Below are 13,519 nucleotides of genomic sequence, written 5' to 3' on the forward strand. Positions count from 1 at the left end.
CCGTCAGAGCCAAGCCGGCGGACGGGGGATGCGCACGACGGTGAGACCGCCGACGCGCAGCACGTCGGCGTGGGGATCCTGCTGCACGGCTTGGGCGATCGACGTGCACTCGGCCGGCTCGCACCACCGCGGGTAGAGACCCTGCTGGTCGTAGAGCATGGACCGCACGGTGACGGCGGTCATCGTGCCCCGGGCCGTCGCCTTCCAGCGCGGCTCCATCCACATGACGACGGTGTCGCCTGGGTGCTGGCCCACCAGGGCTGCGGTGTCGCTGACGATGACGTCGTACTGGTCACGCGTCACCCGGTGCTCCCCGAGATCGGTGCGCCAAGAGACGACGCCGACGACGGCGATGAGGGCCAGCGCCACCAGGCCGGCGATCCGTGACGGCCGAATTCCTTTGAGCAGCAAGGCCGCCGGCAAACACACGGCGGGCCAGGCCCAGAGCGATGCCCTCGTGCCGGTGACCACGCCGGAGTAGACGGTGAGCCCCGCCTCGAGTCCAACGACGATGACGAGGGCGCCGAGCACGATGACGGCCGCGCGTCGCGTCGTGGAGTCGACGAGCGCCCAGACGACGCAGACGACCGCGACGACGGCCGCCCATCCGAGAAGTGCCAGGAGGGAGGCGAACTGGGTGCCGTAGCGCCCGAGGTTGGTCGTGAGGTCGTCGAGGCTCCTGAGGGGGTTCGGCCGACGCCAGGCCGAGATGGTCAGGCCGAACGTGCCGAACGCGAGCCAGTTGAGGGCGTACACCGTCAGGACACCGATGCCGTACGACGCGACGAAGGCGACGGCCCCGACGAACAGGCGGCGCGTGGACTCACCGAGTTCCGTGACGACGAATGTGAGGAACACGAGGGCGGCCACCGGCGGGTAGGAAAGGATCGACAGGACGACGAAGACCACCATCCAGACCGCGAGCATCCAGCGGCGTCTCCGGGCCCAGGGGAGCGTCCACACGGCCGTGGCGGCGACGATCATCGAGGCCGAGAGCGTGCCGGGCCAGTAGATGAGGCGGATCCAGGTCGCCGACAGGAACACGGCGAAGGTCAGGACGAACGTCGAGAGCCGAGTGGGCGGCGCCAGCGCGCGGACGAACCCCCACACGAAGGCGGAGTACGCCACGACGAAGACCGTGGAGGCCACGACGATCGAGGTGCGCTGTCCGATGACGTACCAGTAGACGGTGTTGAGCCAGCGGCCCTCGTAGAGGTTGCGGATGCGCTGTGCCGTTGATCCCGGCTCGTGGCGACCCAGGGTGAACGGCCAGTCGTCGTGCCGGATGAACGGGTGTGCCACCTGCAGCACCGCTCCGGTGACGACGAGGGCGAGGCACAGGGCGCCGAGGACCACGAGCCATTCGGGCAGTGTGCGACGAGGGCGCCACGACGAGCGCTCCCTCGTCGCCGGCTCCGCCGTCACGCTGGCGGTGTGGGTCATGCGGCCCCCTGGGTCTGGTGGGGTCGAACGTACGGGCAGAGCCCCTGACTCTGCTCTCCCGCACCACGGTAGCCCCAGCACCTGCACGGTCACTGGTACGTCGATGCCAGGACCCGGTGCGTCGCGGATCGGGTACGTCCTGCAGGATCGAGCCACCGGGGCAACGAAGGGCACAGGGAGGTCGAGGATGCCCGAGGGTCACACCATCCACGCGCTCGCCGACCGCCTCGACCGGGCCTTCCGGGGCCACGAGGTCGAGGCGTCGAGTCCGCAGGGTCGGTTCGCGGCCGACGCCGAGCGCCTCGACGGACGGGTGTTCGAGCGGGCCCAGGCGTGGGGCAAGCACCTCTTCGTCGAGATCGGGGATGCGACGCTGCACGTCCACCTCGGACTGATCGGCATGTTTCCCGTGAAACATCTCGACGGCGCCGTCCCACCGGCCCCGGTGGGAGCCGTCCGGCTGCGGCTCGTGGGTCCCGAGCACTGGGCCGACCTCCGCGGGCCGATGATCTGCACCCTCGTCGACCGGGCGAGACAGCGCGAGATCGTCGGGACGCTCGGACCCGACCCCTTGCGGCGTGGTCAACGTGCAGACGCCGGGTGGGACCGGGTGCGCCGGAGCCGTCGCACCGTGGCGGAGCTGCTCATGGACCAGTCCGTCGTGGCCGGGGTCGGCAACGTCTACCGCTGTGAGGTGCTCCATCGTCTCGCCGTGGACCCGCTCACGCGAGGCGTCGATGTGTCCGAGGAGGTATGGCGCGAGATCTGGGCCGACCTCGTCCTCCTCATGCCGCTCGGTCGGGTGTTCTCGCAGATCCTCACCGTCCCGGACCAGGTCGAGGCCGCCGCCCGCGCCAAGCGCTCGGGGCGGGCTCGGGCGGTCAGCCGACGGCTGACGGGGGAGCGGCTCGGTGACACCTTCGACCGGAGGTTCCTCGTCTACAAGCGCACCGGAGAACCGTGCCCGAGGTGCTCGAATCCCTTGCAGGAGAGGGAGATTGCTGGACGTCGGCTCTACTGGTGCCCGGCGTGCCAGGTGCGGCACTGAGACCCGCGCGACTCACCAGCCCCTGAACGGGGCACGCGCCAGGACGGGGATCTCGACGTAGTCGTGGCAACCGAGCACCGGCAGCATCATCCGGGCCGGCTGGGGCATCCGGGACCGGCCCTCGTCCTCGGCGAGGTCGACGGGTGCGCCCAGGGCCAGCACCTCGTCACCCAGGTGCATGCGCCCGCCGCCTGCGGCCCTGAGGTTGGCGAGCCAATCGACCCTGCGACCGTAGGTCAGGGCGACCGTGACGACACGGCCGCGGTCGAAGGCCATCATCGGCACCCGGAAGGTGCGCCCCGACCGTCGGCCGACGTGCTCGAGCTCGACGAACCAGCCATGGCCGGCGAGGTGGACGAGGGCCTTGTTGAGAACCTTCTTGTTCAGCTGCGTGACCGCACGAGGGATCGGCATCGGGACCTCCGCCCCCAGCCTCGCACCCGCGACGCCTGCCGGCACCCCGGAAGGTCTCCCACCGCCCTGACGACGGAGAGAGACACGACACCTGTCCTTGCAGGGCCCACGCCCGCCTAGGCTGGCGCCATGGCCTTCACCGGATCGCGGCCGGCGCCGACCCACGTGCTCGCCCACCTGTCCGACACGCACCTCATCGCCGCCGGCGGACTGCTCGCCGGCCACATCGACACCGAGGCGCAGCTGCGCAAGGCTCTTGCGCGGGTCGAGTCGTCGGGGGAGCGGGTCGACGCCCTCGTCCTCTCGGGTGACCTCGCCGACAGCGGCGACCCCGCGGCGTACGAGCTGCTGCGCGACATCGTCGACCCCGTCGTCACGCGGCTCGGTTGTGCCCTCGTCCTGACCGGCGGCAACCACGACGAGCGTCGCCCGATGGCCCGCACGCTCCACGGCATCGACACGGATGCCCCGCAGGACACCGTGACCGACTGCGACGGGCTGCGCGTCATCGCCATCGACTCCGCGGTGCCGGGTTATCACCACGGCGGCTTCTCCGACGACCAATATTCTTGGCTGGCAAGGGAACTGGCCACACCGGCGGAGCACGGCACGATTCTCGTCATCCACCACGCCCCCATCACCTACCGATCTCCGGTGATGCAGCTGCTCGACTTCGACGACGTGGACAGGCTGCGCGCGGTCGTGGAGGGAAGCGACGTTCGCGCGGTCCTCAGCGGCCACCTCCACGTCACGAGCTTCGGGACGCTCGGTTCGGTCCCGGTCATCGTCGCGGGTGGCGTCAGCTACGTCGACGACGTCGGAGCGCCGCGTGAGCTGCTCATGGGCGTCGACGGCCCCCAGTCGTGGAACCTCATCGAGGTGCACGCCGACCAGGTCGTCGCCACCGTCGTGCCGATCGAGCAGCACGAGACGTGGCCCGCGCTCTCGGAGGCCGTCACGGAGTTCATGGCGACGGTGCCGGAGGCCGACCGCCGCGAGGTCTTCTCGCGGAAGCGCACGTGACCAGATGCACCTTTCGAGAATCGAAGTGTCGAGAAGGGGGATCCCCGATCGACATGGGAGTGAGGGTCCGAGACGCGGGCCGCACGCAGCTAGGAGTCAGACATGAGCCAGGTCGAGAAGGCCACATCCGCGGACGGCACGACCATCGCCTTCGAGGCCTACGGCACGGGACCCGTCGCGGTCGTCGTCGGTGGCGCCTTCTGTGACCGCGGCGCGTTCCGGGACCTCGCCCAGGCGCTGGGCGAGCTGGGACTGACGGGCGTGACGTACGACCGTCGTGGACGCGGCGACAGTGGAGACACGCAGCCGTACGCGGTTGCGCGCGAGGTCGAGGACCTCAACGCCGTCATCGCGGCAGCAGGTGAATCCGCTTCTCCCGCCTACGCTTTCGGTGTCTCGTCCGGCGGCGCGCTCGTCATCGAGGCCATCGCCGCGGGCGCACCGCTCGCCAAGGGGTCGGCCATCGAGGTGCCCTACCGCAACGACGCCTGGCCCGCGCCGGACGACTACATCGGCACCCTCGAGCGCTTCGAGGCGGCCGGTGACCGCGAGGGCATCCTGCGCTACTTCAACAACATCGTCGTCGGGATGCCGGACGAGATGGTCGAGGGCATGAAGGGCACACCGATGTGGGAGCCGATGCTCGCGATGACCTACACGGTCAAGTACGACGGCCTCTGCCTCGGGGGTGACGACCAGAACCTGCCCACCGAGACCCTGGGCCGCGTGACGGTGCCCTTCCTCTCGGTCTGCAGCAGCGGCACGATGATGCCGGCCCTGCACGACTCGGCCGTAGTCCTCGCCGACGCGCTGCCTGACGCCCGGGCGGTCGAGCTCCCCGGGGAGTTCCACCAGGTCCCCGCGGCGGTGCTCGCCCCGGTCCTCGCGGACTTCTACCGCTCCTGACGCGCGCACGCCGATGGGTTGCCTTGTGTGACAAGGCAACCCAACGGCATACGCCGTCGACGCACTCGTCAGCCGGCCAGCAGGGCGAGCACGGGGTTGTGCTCCGGCGGCACGACCTCACGCGGCGGTCCCGGCGGCGTGCCGTCACCGAAGGGCGAGCCGCCGAGCTCCTCACGGCCGTGCGGCGTCGCCCAGTTCTCGAGGGACGGGCCGAGGGGCACGACTCCTGTCGGGTTCACGTCGGTGTGCACGACGTAGTAGTGCCGCTTGATGTGCGTGAAGTCGACGGTGTCGCCGAAACCGGGCGTCTGGAAGAGGTCACGCGCGTAGCCCCACAGAGCCGGCATCTCGATGAGCTTGCTCCGGTTGCACTTGAAGTGGCCGTGGTAGACGGGGTCGAAGCGCACGAGCGTGGTGAAGAGGCGCACGTCGGCCTCGGTGATGTGGTCGCCGACGAGGTAGCGGCGCGTTGACAGGCGCTCCTCGAGCAGGTCGAGGTTCTCCCAGAGCCGACGGTAGGCCTTGTCGTAGGCGTCCTGGGTGCCGGCGAAGCCGCAGCGGTAGACGCCGTTGTTGACGTAGCGGTAGATGGGCTCGCTCACCGACTCGATCTCGTCGGCGAGGGCCTCGGGGTAGAGGTCGGGTGCACCCTCGCGGTGGAGGTCGCGCCACTGGGTCTCGAGGTCGACGGTGATCTGCTTGAAGTCGTTGGTCACCACGGCGCCGGTCGGCACGTCGACGATCGCGGGAACGGTGATGCCGCGCGGGTATTCGGGGTCGCGCGTGAAGTAGGCGTCCTGGATGCGGGGGATCTGCAGCACCGGGTCGAGGCCGCCGGGGTCGAGGTCGAAGGTCCAGCTGCGCCGGTCGTGGGTCGGGCCGCAGATCCCCATCGACAGGGCGTCCTCGAGCCCGAGGAGGCGGCGCACGATGATCGCGCGGTTGGCCCACGGGCAGGCCCGGGATACGACGAGGCGGTAGCGGCCCGCCTCGACGGGGAAGCCGTCCCGACCGTCGGCGGTGATGCGGGTCGTGATGTAGTTCGTGTCGCGCTTGAAGTTCTTCTCGACGTAGGTGCCCGGCTCGCTCATGCTGCCCACCCTAATTCGATATGCCGGGTCGCCCGGGGAGCAGCCTCGGCAACTCTCGACAGGGCCCCGTGGCGAACGCGCCACGCCCCCGAGCCACCTCGACACCGCCTCGACACCGCCTCGACACCGCCTCGACACCACCTCGACACCACCTCGACACGGCGGTTCTCGTGGTCATGCTGCCGACCGGGGGGCGGCGGGTCAGAATGGGGAGCATGAGGGCTGTGAGGAGACGGGATGCGTGAGCTCTTGCCCCTGACCCCCGACGTCGTCGGCGACCTGGTCGGTGCGTGTGCGCCGTGCACGTTCTGGCAGACGGTGCCGCGCAACGGCCACTCCGACGCGGGCGACCCGCTCGACGTGCTGGCCGAGTGGGTCGAGACGGTGACGGCCGACTGGGGACCTCCGGGTCGGATCGCCTACGTCGACGGCACCCCGGCTGGTCACGTCGTCCTCGCCCCGGCGCGGCACGTCGCGCGGCTCGCGGCCTTCCCGACCTCGCCGCAGGACCCGTCGACGCTCATGCTCGTCACGGCGGTCACGAGGCCTGAGTACGCAGGCCGGGGACTGCGCAAGGCCCTCGTGCAGTCGGCCGCGAAGGACGCCCTGCGGCACCGCACGCGCTCCCTCGAGGCGGTGGCGGCGCGCCCGCTCGCCGTCTCGAGGCACACCTGCGTGCTCGACGTCGCCTTCCTCGAGAAGGTCGGCTTCCGCGTCGAGCGCGACCACCCGGCATACCCGCGGCTGCGGATCGACCTGCGCACGGTCGTCACGTTGCGCGACGGGGCGGCGGCAGCGATCGTCCGGGCCCTGGACCGGGTGCCCGGGGTGCGGCCGGTGCCCGAGACGCACCCCAACGGGTCGAGCCACGCGCACGTGACCGACCGCCGCTGAGCCGTCGAGACGGCTGCCGCGCGTCAGCCGACCGTGCGCTCGGCTCCCACCTGCTGCGCGCGCATGGTCTCGAGGTGGCGACGCAGGTCATCGAGACGCAGGACCCCGGTGCGCGACGTGTCGGCCTCGCCGAGGTAGACCCGCTGCAGCGCCACGACGACGGCCTCGGCCACGTGGTCGAGGGTCTGCGCGCTGGCCAGGGCCGAGGCGTCGCCCTCGTGGCTGAGGTAGCCGAAGTCGAGGCGGACCGCGGGCATCCGCGTGCGTCGCAGCAGCGGCCACGTGCGGGCATGAGCGCGGCAGTCGGTCAGGCCGGTGCGGGCCACGACCTCGCGCAGGAGCAGGTCGGCGAAGCTCTCGCCGATGACCGACCAGTCCGCGTGCGCAGCGTTGTCGGGGTGGCCGTAGAAGTAGGTGGCCGCTCCGTGGGCCGAGCCCGTGACGGAGTGGTCGGTGTGCAGCGAGAGCACGAGGTCGGCCTCGCAGGAGTTGGCGAAGGCCGCCCGCTCCTCGTCGGTGCCGCCGTCGGTGGCCTCGGTGTGGGTGAAGACGACGCTGACGCCGTGGGCGGAGAGCCGGCCCTCGATGCGTCGGGCGAGGTCGAGCGCGAGCCGACCCTCGGCCAGGCCACGCAGGCCCTGGGCGCCGACGTCGCCGCCGCCGTGTCCGGGGTCGAGCACGATGGTGCGCCCGCTGAGGCTGTACCCGCTGCGACGGATCTGCTCGCGCTCGCGCAGGGCGTTGGCCGACCCGCCGCTGACCGAGCGGCGCAGCCCGGCGAAGGCCCGCATCGTCTCGGGTCCGACGGTGCCGTCGGGGACGAGCCCGACCGCGGCCTGGAAGGCGCGCAGCGCGGCGTCGGTGCTCGGTCCGTGGAGGCCGTCGACCTTGCCGGGCGTGAAGCCGAGCTCGACGAGCCGGGACTGGAGGGCCACGACGTCGTCACCCTCGACGAAGTGCTCGGGGACGTAGCGCAGCACCCGGTCACCGAGCGCCCAGCGGGCGCCGTCGAGGACGGCATACGTAGAGCGGCCGACGATGCCGTCGACGATGAGGCCACGACGCTGCTGGAAGGACTTGACGGCCTGCTCGACGCGTTCGTCGTAGACCGCGTCGCCGAAGCGGTCGCTGTGGCCCGAGCCGCCGGGGAGGTCGCCCGAGAGGACGAGGCGTTCGCACACGGCGGCCACGGCCGGGCCGGAGTCACCGCGCCGGAGCACGACTGACTGCTGTGGGGTCATCTCGGCTCCTTTCCTTGAGGGGCTCCGGAGGGGGTCGCGGGTGGCTGTGCGTCAGTCCGGAGCGGTCGGGCGCCGTCAGCAGCGTAGTACGCGAAAGGGGTGGCACCGTGACGGTGGACCACCCCTTCGACGTTTGCCGGTCAGGCGATGAACTCCTCGAGCTCACGCAGGAGCTTCGGCTTCGGGTGCGCGCCGACGATCGTCTTGACGACCTCGCCCTTGACGTAGACGTTGAGCGTCGGGATCGAGACGACGCCGTAGCGGGCGGCGGTGTCGACGTTGGCGTCGGTGTCGAGCTTGACGACCTCGATCTTGTCGCCGTACTGCTCGTTGATCTCCTCGAGGATCGGGGCGACCTTGCGGCACGGGCCGCACCACGTCGCCCAGAAGTCGACGAGCACGGGCTTGTCGCTCATGAGGACGTCGTCGGCGAAGGTGGCGTCGGTCGTGTTCTTCAGTGCCATGGAGATTCCTTCTCGTGGTTGGCGCGGGGGCGGCGGGGCTGGGTCGTGCGTTCGGGCGTCGGGATCGACGTTAGGCGTCGGCGCCGACGGTGACGCGCGGGTCGGGGATCTCGCCCGAGTCCGTCTCGTCGATGACGGCGGCCTCGGCAGCGGCCTCGGCGGGTGACGTGGTGTCCTCGAGCGCGGCGAGGTAGTGCTCGGCGTCGAGGGCGGCGGCGCAGCCCGACCCGGCCGCAGTGATGGCCTGGCGGTAGGTGTGGTCGACGAGGTCCCCGCAGGCGAAGACGCCGGGCACGTTGGTGCGGGTCGACCGGCCGTCGACGACGACGTATCCGGCGTCGTCGAGAGACACCCTGACGCCGTCGCCGGTCGCGAGGAGCTCGTTGCGCGGATCGTGACCGATGGCGACGAAGAGCCCGGTGATGGGCAGCTCGCGGGTCTCACCGGTGACCGTGTCGCGCAGCGTGATGCTGGAGAGCTTGCCCTCGCCGTGGATCTCGGCGACCTCGGAGTTCCAGGCGAAGCGGATCTTGTCGTTGGCGAAGGCGCGGTCAGCCATGATCTTGCTGGCGCGCAACTCCTCGCGGCGGTGGATGATCGTCACGGTGCGGGCGAACTTCGTCAGGAAGGTCGCCTCCTCGATGGCGGAGTCGCCGCCACCGACGACGGCGATGTCCTGGTCGCGGAAGAAGAACCCGTCGCAGGTCGCGCACCACGAGACGCCGTGGCCCGAGAGCTCCTTCTCGCGGGGCAGGCCGAGCTCGCGGTAGGCCGAGCCCATCGCGAGGATGACCGAGCGGGCGCGGTGGACGGTGCCCTCGCCGTCGGTGACGGTCTTGACCTCGCCGGTCAGGTCGACGGCGGTGACGTCGTCGGTGACGAGCTCGGCGCCGAAGCGCTCGGCCTGGGCGCGCATGCCGTCCATGAGGTCGGGCCCCATGATGCCGTCCTTGAAGCCGGGGAAGTTCTCGACCTCGGTCGTGTTCATCAACGCGCCACCGGCGGTCACAGCGCCCTCGAAGACGAGGGGCGCGAGGTTCGCGCGCGCGGCGTAGACGGCGGCGGTGTATCCCGCCGGGCCTGAGCCGATGATGATGACGTTGCGGACGTCGGACATGTGGGCTGCTCCTCGTGAAACTCGTGTCGTCGCCGCTCGTCCCCGCCCGGTGACCGATTGGAACCGGTACGGCGGGAGGCCGCGAGCCGCATAGGCCTCAACCGATCCTAGGCGGTTGTTGTTCCCGTGCCCGTCAGCCTGCGCGGGTGCGCCCGCGTGGCGGGACGGCGCGTGGTGCGAGTGCGCTCGTGGGGCTCAGGGGACGGGCGTGGCACCCGCGAGCAGGCCCGGCGCCCCGGTCGTGCAGCTGCGCTCGACGGCCCAGGCGGTGCTGGCGCCGGCCAGCGTGACGACGACGACGACCGCTGGACGTCCGGCGAACGTGGCGAGGTCTGCGGACACGGCATCGGGCGCCGGGTCGGCTGCACTGACCGCGCCGATCTCCTCGAGGCACGCCTCGAGCCCGATCGGCGTCGCGATCGGCCCGATACCCGGAGACTCGGCCGCCAGGTCGCGGATCGGCTGACCGGGGTGGTCGAGCAGCGCCCGGGCCTGCGTGGCGAGCGTCCCGGCGGTGTATGGCGTCGTGCTGAGCTGGATGTGCAGCCCACCGGAGGTCGCCAGCGGGTTGGGCGTTGGCGTCGTGGCCCCCGTGGCGTACGTGTCGCCGACGACCGCCGCGCCGTTGGGACGCTTGGTCACGTGCAGGGCCGAGGCGCCCACGGCGACGACGGCGGTAGCCGCGGCGACCGCGGCCACGAGGTAGATCGGCTTGGGACGGCCGGCGCGGCTCGGCATCGCGAGCACGGTGCCGTGGTCCGCGTCGTTCGTCCCCGTGGCGTCCGAGCCGGAACGGGAGGCGGACAGCGGTCCGGGGTCGACCCGCAGCCGCGCCGCGTCGAGCAGGGCGCCCGAGATGCGCTCGGACACGGCGTCGGGCATCGGTCCCGGGTCGGCCGCGCCGGCGAGCAGGGTGCGCACGTGCTGCTCGACGTCCGGGTCGAGGYGGGTCAGGGGGGCGTCGTCCGCGACCTCGTGAGCGAGCCCGTCGAGCCCATCGAGCCCATCGAGCCCGTCGAGCTGGGCGGGAGGCGCCGGCTCGGTCGTCGCACGTCCGTCGGGGTCGCGGACGCGAGGGTCGTGCTCAGGGGTGTGCGCGGACTCGTCCACGGATGTGGTCCTTCGGGCAGAGCGTGCGGTGGTCGTACGGGCAGGGCAGGGGTATGCCGGTCGCCGTGGTTTCGACGGCCCCCTGTGGCCGTCGGGTTCCACCGGATTCAACCATTCTTCGGCCGGTGCCCGAGCGGTGACCCGGCGAGCCCAGGGGCCGACCGGTCACCGGTCGTCCCGTACCCCATGAGGGCCGGACGTGGACCGCCCTCAGTCCTGCTCGACGGGACGGACGCCCGGCGTGAGCCCGAGGTGCTGGGCCAGGGCCGCGCGTCCGCGGGCGCAGCGCGACTTGATGGTCCCTTCGGCCACGCCGAGGATGACGGCGGCCTCGGCCACGGGAACGGCGTGCATGTCGACGAGCACGAGCGCCGCCCGCTGCCCCTCGGGGAGCCTGGCGAGGGCCTCCTGGATGTCGAGGCGGACCTCCGTCGAGGCGTGGTGGTCGTGCCGGTCGGCGAGCTCGTACTCGGGCAGCTCGGCGGTCGGCTTGCGCCGACGGAGCCGGTCGAGGCAGGCGTTGACGATGATGCGGTGCAGCCACGTCGTGACGGCAGCCTCGCCGCGGTAGGACTCGGCACGGCGGAAGGCCGCGATGAAGCCGTCCTGGACGCAGTCGGCCGCGAGCTCGGGATCACGCACGGTGCGCAGCGCCACCGCCCACATCCGGTCCTTGTGCCGGCGGAAGAGCTCGGCGAAGGCATGGTCGTCGCCGTCGACGTGCAGTGCCAGCAGCTCCCGGTCGCTCAGATCGGCGATCGGGGCGGCAACCCCCGGGCTCACGGTCAGCGCACCGTCACTTCGCTGATCTGCGCGCGGTAGTGGTTCGCGGCCTCGGCGGGCGCCGCCTTGGTGACGATGACGAGGATCTTGCTCGCCGGCTGGAGCTGGCCGCTGGTCTTGATGACGACGGTGCCGTTGGCCTTCTTCATCGAGCCGATCTTCTGCGCGCCGTCGAGCGACTTCGTCGAGCCGGAGTCGGTGGCGTAGACGGTGACGTTCTGCTCGGCGGGCAGGACGAGCTCCACCTCCTTGACGACGGTGGGCGCGCTGAGGTCGAGCAGGACCCCGACGCCGTCCTTGTTGCCGTTGAAGGAGGCAGTGCCGTACCAGCGGGAGCGCCACTGGGTGCTCGGGTCGCCGTCGAAGGTCAGCTTGACGTTCTGGTCGGCCTCGGTGCCGTCCTCGGGGTCGAAGCCCGTGCCGCCGACGACGCTGACCGCGGCGGCAGGCGGCGCCTGGGTCGTGCTCGGCGGCGCCTGGGTCGTCGTGCCCTGCGTCTGCGTGGCGGCGGGGGTGCGCGTCTTGGTCACCGTGACGGCGGGAGCCGGGCCGTCGTGCTGGCCGATCTTCATGACGTTGTTGATGCCGATGAAGAGCGCGATGAGCACGAGCACCCCGACGATCGCGAGCGCGATGCGGGACTGGGCACCGCTGGGGGCCTCAGGAGCCTCGCGGCCGAAGACGGGCAGGGGCGGCTCGAGGCGGGTCGCGGGGGCCTCGTCGAGCGCGTCGACGAGGCCGATGTCCTCGCCGTCGAAGTCGTCGTCGTGCGCTGAGCGGCGCTCGGCGGCCCGGGAGGCGGCCTTGTCGGCGGCGGCGCGGGCGAACGAGCCGACCTTGTCACCGATGGCTCCGGCCACGCCGGCTGCTGCCGCCCCGGCCGCGGCGACGCCGCCCTGGAGCCGCTCGGTGGTGGCGCCGCGGGCGGGCGTCGTGCCTGACTGTGCGTCGGGGACGCTGTCGAAGAAGATCGTGCTGGACTGGCCGGAGTCGCCGGCAGCGCCCGCCATCGATCCCCCGGCCACACCGGCTGCGCCTGCAGCGCCGACCGCGGCGGCGTCGGCGCGCACCGACGGCATGACGCGCGTCGGCTCGAGGGACTCGCGGTCGTCACGACTGCGCAGGCCGATGCCGGTGGCGCCGTCGGACGACGCCTGCTCACTGGGCCATGGCGCGATCTGCAGGGCGAGGTCGCCGGGCGAGACGGGTCCACGCCGGCCGCTGCCCAGGGTCATCCGGCAGATGAGGTCGAGGTCGTTGGGCACGCCCACGGCGATCTCCGAGGGGGCGGCCACGCCGCCGACGATCGTCGGGGCGGCCTCGAGTCCGACCGGCCCGCCGGCGGGGATCAGCCCGTCGTCGACGGACACCATCGGCCAGCGACCGGTGAGGCCGGCATACGCGATCTTGACGAGGCCGACCGCGTCGGCGCGGGACGCCCGCTCGTCGGAGAGCCGGTCGGCGTCGGTGAGGGCGGCCTCGGTGGCGAGGCCACGCACCTTGACGGCGCCGTCGGACATGCGCAGCAGCGAGCTCGGCGTCAGGGCCAGGTGGTGCAGGCCCCGATGGCTCGCCTTGTCGAGGGCGGTGGCGGCCTCGCCCGTCAGGCGGCGCACCTCGTCGGGTGACAGGCCGCCGCTCTGCAGCAGGTGCGAGAGGGGCGCGGCGCCGGTCAGCGGCTCCTCGACGATGAAGCCGACGCCCTGGTCGGTGCCCACGTCGAGGACCCGCACGAGACGGGAGTCCTCGATGCCGGCGGCGCGGCGTGCCGCATCGAGCGCGGCGGCGGCGACCGACGAACCGGCCGGGAAGCAGACGAGCACGACCTCGCGCTCGAGGGTGTGGTCGTTGGCACGCCAGCGTTCGTGGTGGGTGCCCTCGGAGGTGCGCAGCGTGACCGCGTAGCGGCCGCCCAGGACGGATCCGGGTCCGACTCCCTGCACGTGCGTCACCCTCCCTCGTCATGTCGTGCGCGGATGCGTGGC

Annotated in this window: 13 protein-coding genes; 4 read left to right on the forward strand and 9 right to left on the reverse strand. The window is 71.8% G+C overall.

Annotation, left to right across the window (positions count from 1 at the left end):
• Positions 1 to 3: 3 nt before the first annotated feature.
• Positions 4 to 1,443, reverse strand: a complete 1,440-nt coding sequence (locus AB4Y83_RS00485) for a hypothetical protein (RefSeq protein WP_442295696.1) — start codon at positions 1,441 to 1,443, stop codon at positions 4 to 6.
• A gap of 187 nt (positions 1,444 to 1,630) precedes the next feature.
• On the opposite strand from AB4Y83_RS00485, the gene AB4Y83_RS00490 reads away from it, so the two are divergent.
• Positions 1,631 to 2,491, forward strand: coding sequence for an Fpg/Nei family DNA glycosylase (locus AB4Y83_RS00490; protein ID WP_442274485.1), 861 nt, complete (start codon positions 1,631 to 1,633; stop codon positions 2,489 to 2,491).
• A gap of 12 nt (positions 2,492 to 2,503) precedes the next feature.
• On the opposite strand, the gene AB4Y83_RS00495 is transcribed toward AB4Y83_RS00490, so the two are convergent.
• A complete protein-coding gene (locus AB4Y83_RS00495) occupies positions 2,504 to 2,905 on the reverse strand; it encodes a nitroreductase family deazaflavin-dependent oxidoreductase (protein WP_442295697.1) in 402 nt (133 codons plus the stop codon).
• 129 nt (positions 2,906 to 3,034) lie between these two features.
• On the opposite strand from AB4Y83_RS00495, the gene AB4Y83_RS00500 reads away from it, so the two are divergent.
• Both AB4Y83_RS00500 and AB4Y83_RS00505 read left to right on the forward strand, forming a co-directional pair.
• Positions 3,035 to 3,928 carry a metallophosphoesterase gene (locus AB4Y83_RS00500; RefSeq protein ID WP_442295698.1) on the forward strand — a complete coding sequence of 298 codons (894 nt, stop codon included), beginning with the start codon at positions 3,035 to 3,037 and terminating at the stop codon, positions 3,926 to 3,928.
• 102 nt (positions 3,929 to 4,030) lie between these two features.
• On the forward strand, positions 4,031 to 4,834 hold the full coding sequence (locus AB4Y83_RS00505) for an alpha/beta fold hydrolase (protein WP_442295699.1): 804 nt from the start codon (positions 4,031 to 4,033) through the stop codon (positions 4,832 to 4,834).
• Positions 4,835 to 4,902: 68 nt separating this feature from the next.
• Here AB4Y83_RS00505 and AB4Y83_RS00510 read toward each other — a convergent pair whose 3' ends face one another.
• Positions 4,903 to 5,925: a glutathione S-transferase family protein gene (locus tag AB4Y83_RS00510; protein ID WP_442274489.1), complete on the reverse strand. Its 1,023-nt coding sequence runs from the start codon at positions 5,923 to 5,925 to the stop codon at positions 4,903 to 4,905.
• 237 nt (positions 5,926 to 6,162) lie between these two features.
• On the opposite strand from AB4Y83_RS00510, the gene AB4Y83_RS00515 reads away from it, so the two are divergent.
• A complete protein-coding gene (locus AB4Y83_RS00515) occupies positions 6,163 to 6,819 on the forward strand; it encodes a GNAT family N-acetyltransferase (RefSeq protein WP_442274490.1) in 657 nt (218 codons plus the stop codon).
• Positions 6,820 to 6,842: 23 nt separating this feature from the next.
• Here AB4Y83_RS00515 and AB4Y83_RS00520 read toward each other — a convergent pair whose 3' ends face one another.
• The 6 genes from AB4Y83_RS00520 to AB4Y83_RS00545 all read right to left on the reverse strand — a co-directional run bounded on the left by AB4Y83_RS00520 (position 6,843) and on the right by AB4Y83_RS00545 (position 13,477).
• Positions 6,843 to 8,060: an N-acetylmuramoyl-L-alanine amidase gene (locus AB4Y83_RS00520; RefSeq protein WP_056780418.1), complete on the reverse strand. Its 1,218-nt coding sequence runs from the start codon at positions 8,058 to 8,060 to the stop codon at positions 6,843 to 6,845.
• Between the two features lie 140 nt (positions 8,061 to 8,200).
• The gene (gene trxA / locus AB4Y83_RS00525; RefSeq protein WP_020141635.1) at positions 8,201 to 8,524 is read right to left on the reverse strand and encodes a thioredoxin; all 324 of its coding nucleotides are present in this window, start codon (positions 8,522 to 8,524) and stop codon (positions 8,201 to 8,203) included.
• A 70-nt stretch (positions 8,525 to 8,594) separates the two neighbouring features.
• Positions 8,595 to 9,641, reverse strand: coding sequence for a thioredoxin-disulfide reductase (trxB, locus tag AB4Y83_RS00530; protein WP_442295700.1), 1,047 nt, complete (start codon positions 9,639 to 9,641; stop codon positions 8,595 to 8,597).
• Positions 9,642 to 9,836: 195 nt separating this feature from the next.
• Positions 9,837 to 10,751, reverse strand: coding sequence for a hypothetical protein (locus AB4Y83_RS00535; RefSeq protein ID WP_442295701.1), 915 nt, complete (start codon positions 10,749 to 10,751; stop codon positions 9,837 to 9,839).
• 210 nt (positions 10,752 to 10,961) lie between these two features.
• A complete protein-coding gene (gene sigM / locus AB4Y83_RS00540) occupies positions 10,962 to 11,534 on the reverse strand; it encodes an RNA polymerase sigma factor SigM (RefSeq protein ID WP_056823337.1) in 573 nt (190 codons plus the stop codon).
• A gap of 2 nt (positions 11,535 to 11,536) precedes the next feature.
• Positions 11,537 to 13,477, reverse strand: a complete 1,941-nt coding sequence (locus AB4Y83_RS00545) for a hypothetical protein (RefSeq protein ID WP_442295702.1) — start codon at positions 13,475 to 13,477, stop codon at positions 11,537 to 11,539.
• Positions 13,478 to 13,519 lie beyond the last annotated feature (42 nt).

The sequence above is a fragment of the Terrabacter sp. RAF57 genome (assembly GCF_052113925.1).
Lineage (GTDB): Bacteria > Actinomycetota > Actinomycetes > Actinomycetales > Dermatophilaceae > Terrabacter.

Bases quoted from the DNA above. Each gene is read 5' to 3' on its own strand.
- AB4Y83_RS00485 (WP_442295696.1), bottom strand. From the start codon at position 1,443: ATGACCCACACCGCCAGCGTGACGGCGGAGCCGGCGACGAGGGAGCGC.
- AB4Y83_RS00490 (WP_442274485.1), top strand. From the start codon at position 1,631: ATGCCCGAGGGTCACACCATCCACGCGCTCGCCGACCGCCTCGACCGG.
- AB4Y83_RS00495 (WP_442295697.1), bottom strand. From the start codon at position 2,905: ATGCCGATCCCTCGTGCGGTCACGCAGCTGAACAAGAAGGTTCTCAAC.
- AB4Y83_RS00500 (WP_442295698.1), top strand. From the start codon at position 3,035: ATGGCCTTCACCGGATCGCGGCCGGCGCCGACCCACGTGCTCGCCCAC.
- AB4Y83_RS00505 (WP_442295699.1), top strand. From the start codon at position 4,031: ATGAGCCAGGTCGAGAAGGCCACATCCGCGGACGGCACGACCATCGCC.
- AB4Y83_RS00510 (WP_442274489.1), bottom strand. From the start codon at position 5,925: ATGAGCGAGCCGGGCACCTACGTCGAGAAGAACTTCAAGCGCGACACG.
- AB4Y83_RS00515 (WP_442274490.1), top strand. From the start codon at position 6,163: ATGCGTGAGCTCTTGCCCCTGACCCCCGACGTCGTCGGCGACCTGGTC.
- AB4Y83_RS00520 (WP_056780418.1), bottom strand. From the start codon at position 8,060: ATGACCCCACAGCAGTCAGTCGTGCTCCGGCGCGGTGACTCCGGCCCG.
- trxA (WP_020141635.1), bottom strand. From the start codon at position 8,524: ATGGCACTGAAGAACACGACCGACGCCACCTTCGCCGACGACGTCCTC.
- trxB (WP_442295700.1), bottom strand. From the start codon at position 9,641: ATGTCCGACGTCCGCAACGTCATCATCATCGGCTCAGGCCCGGCGGGA.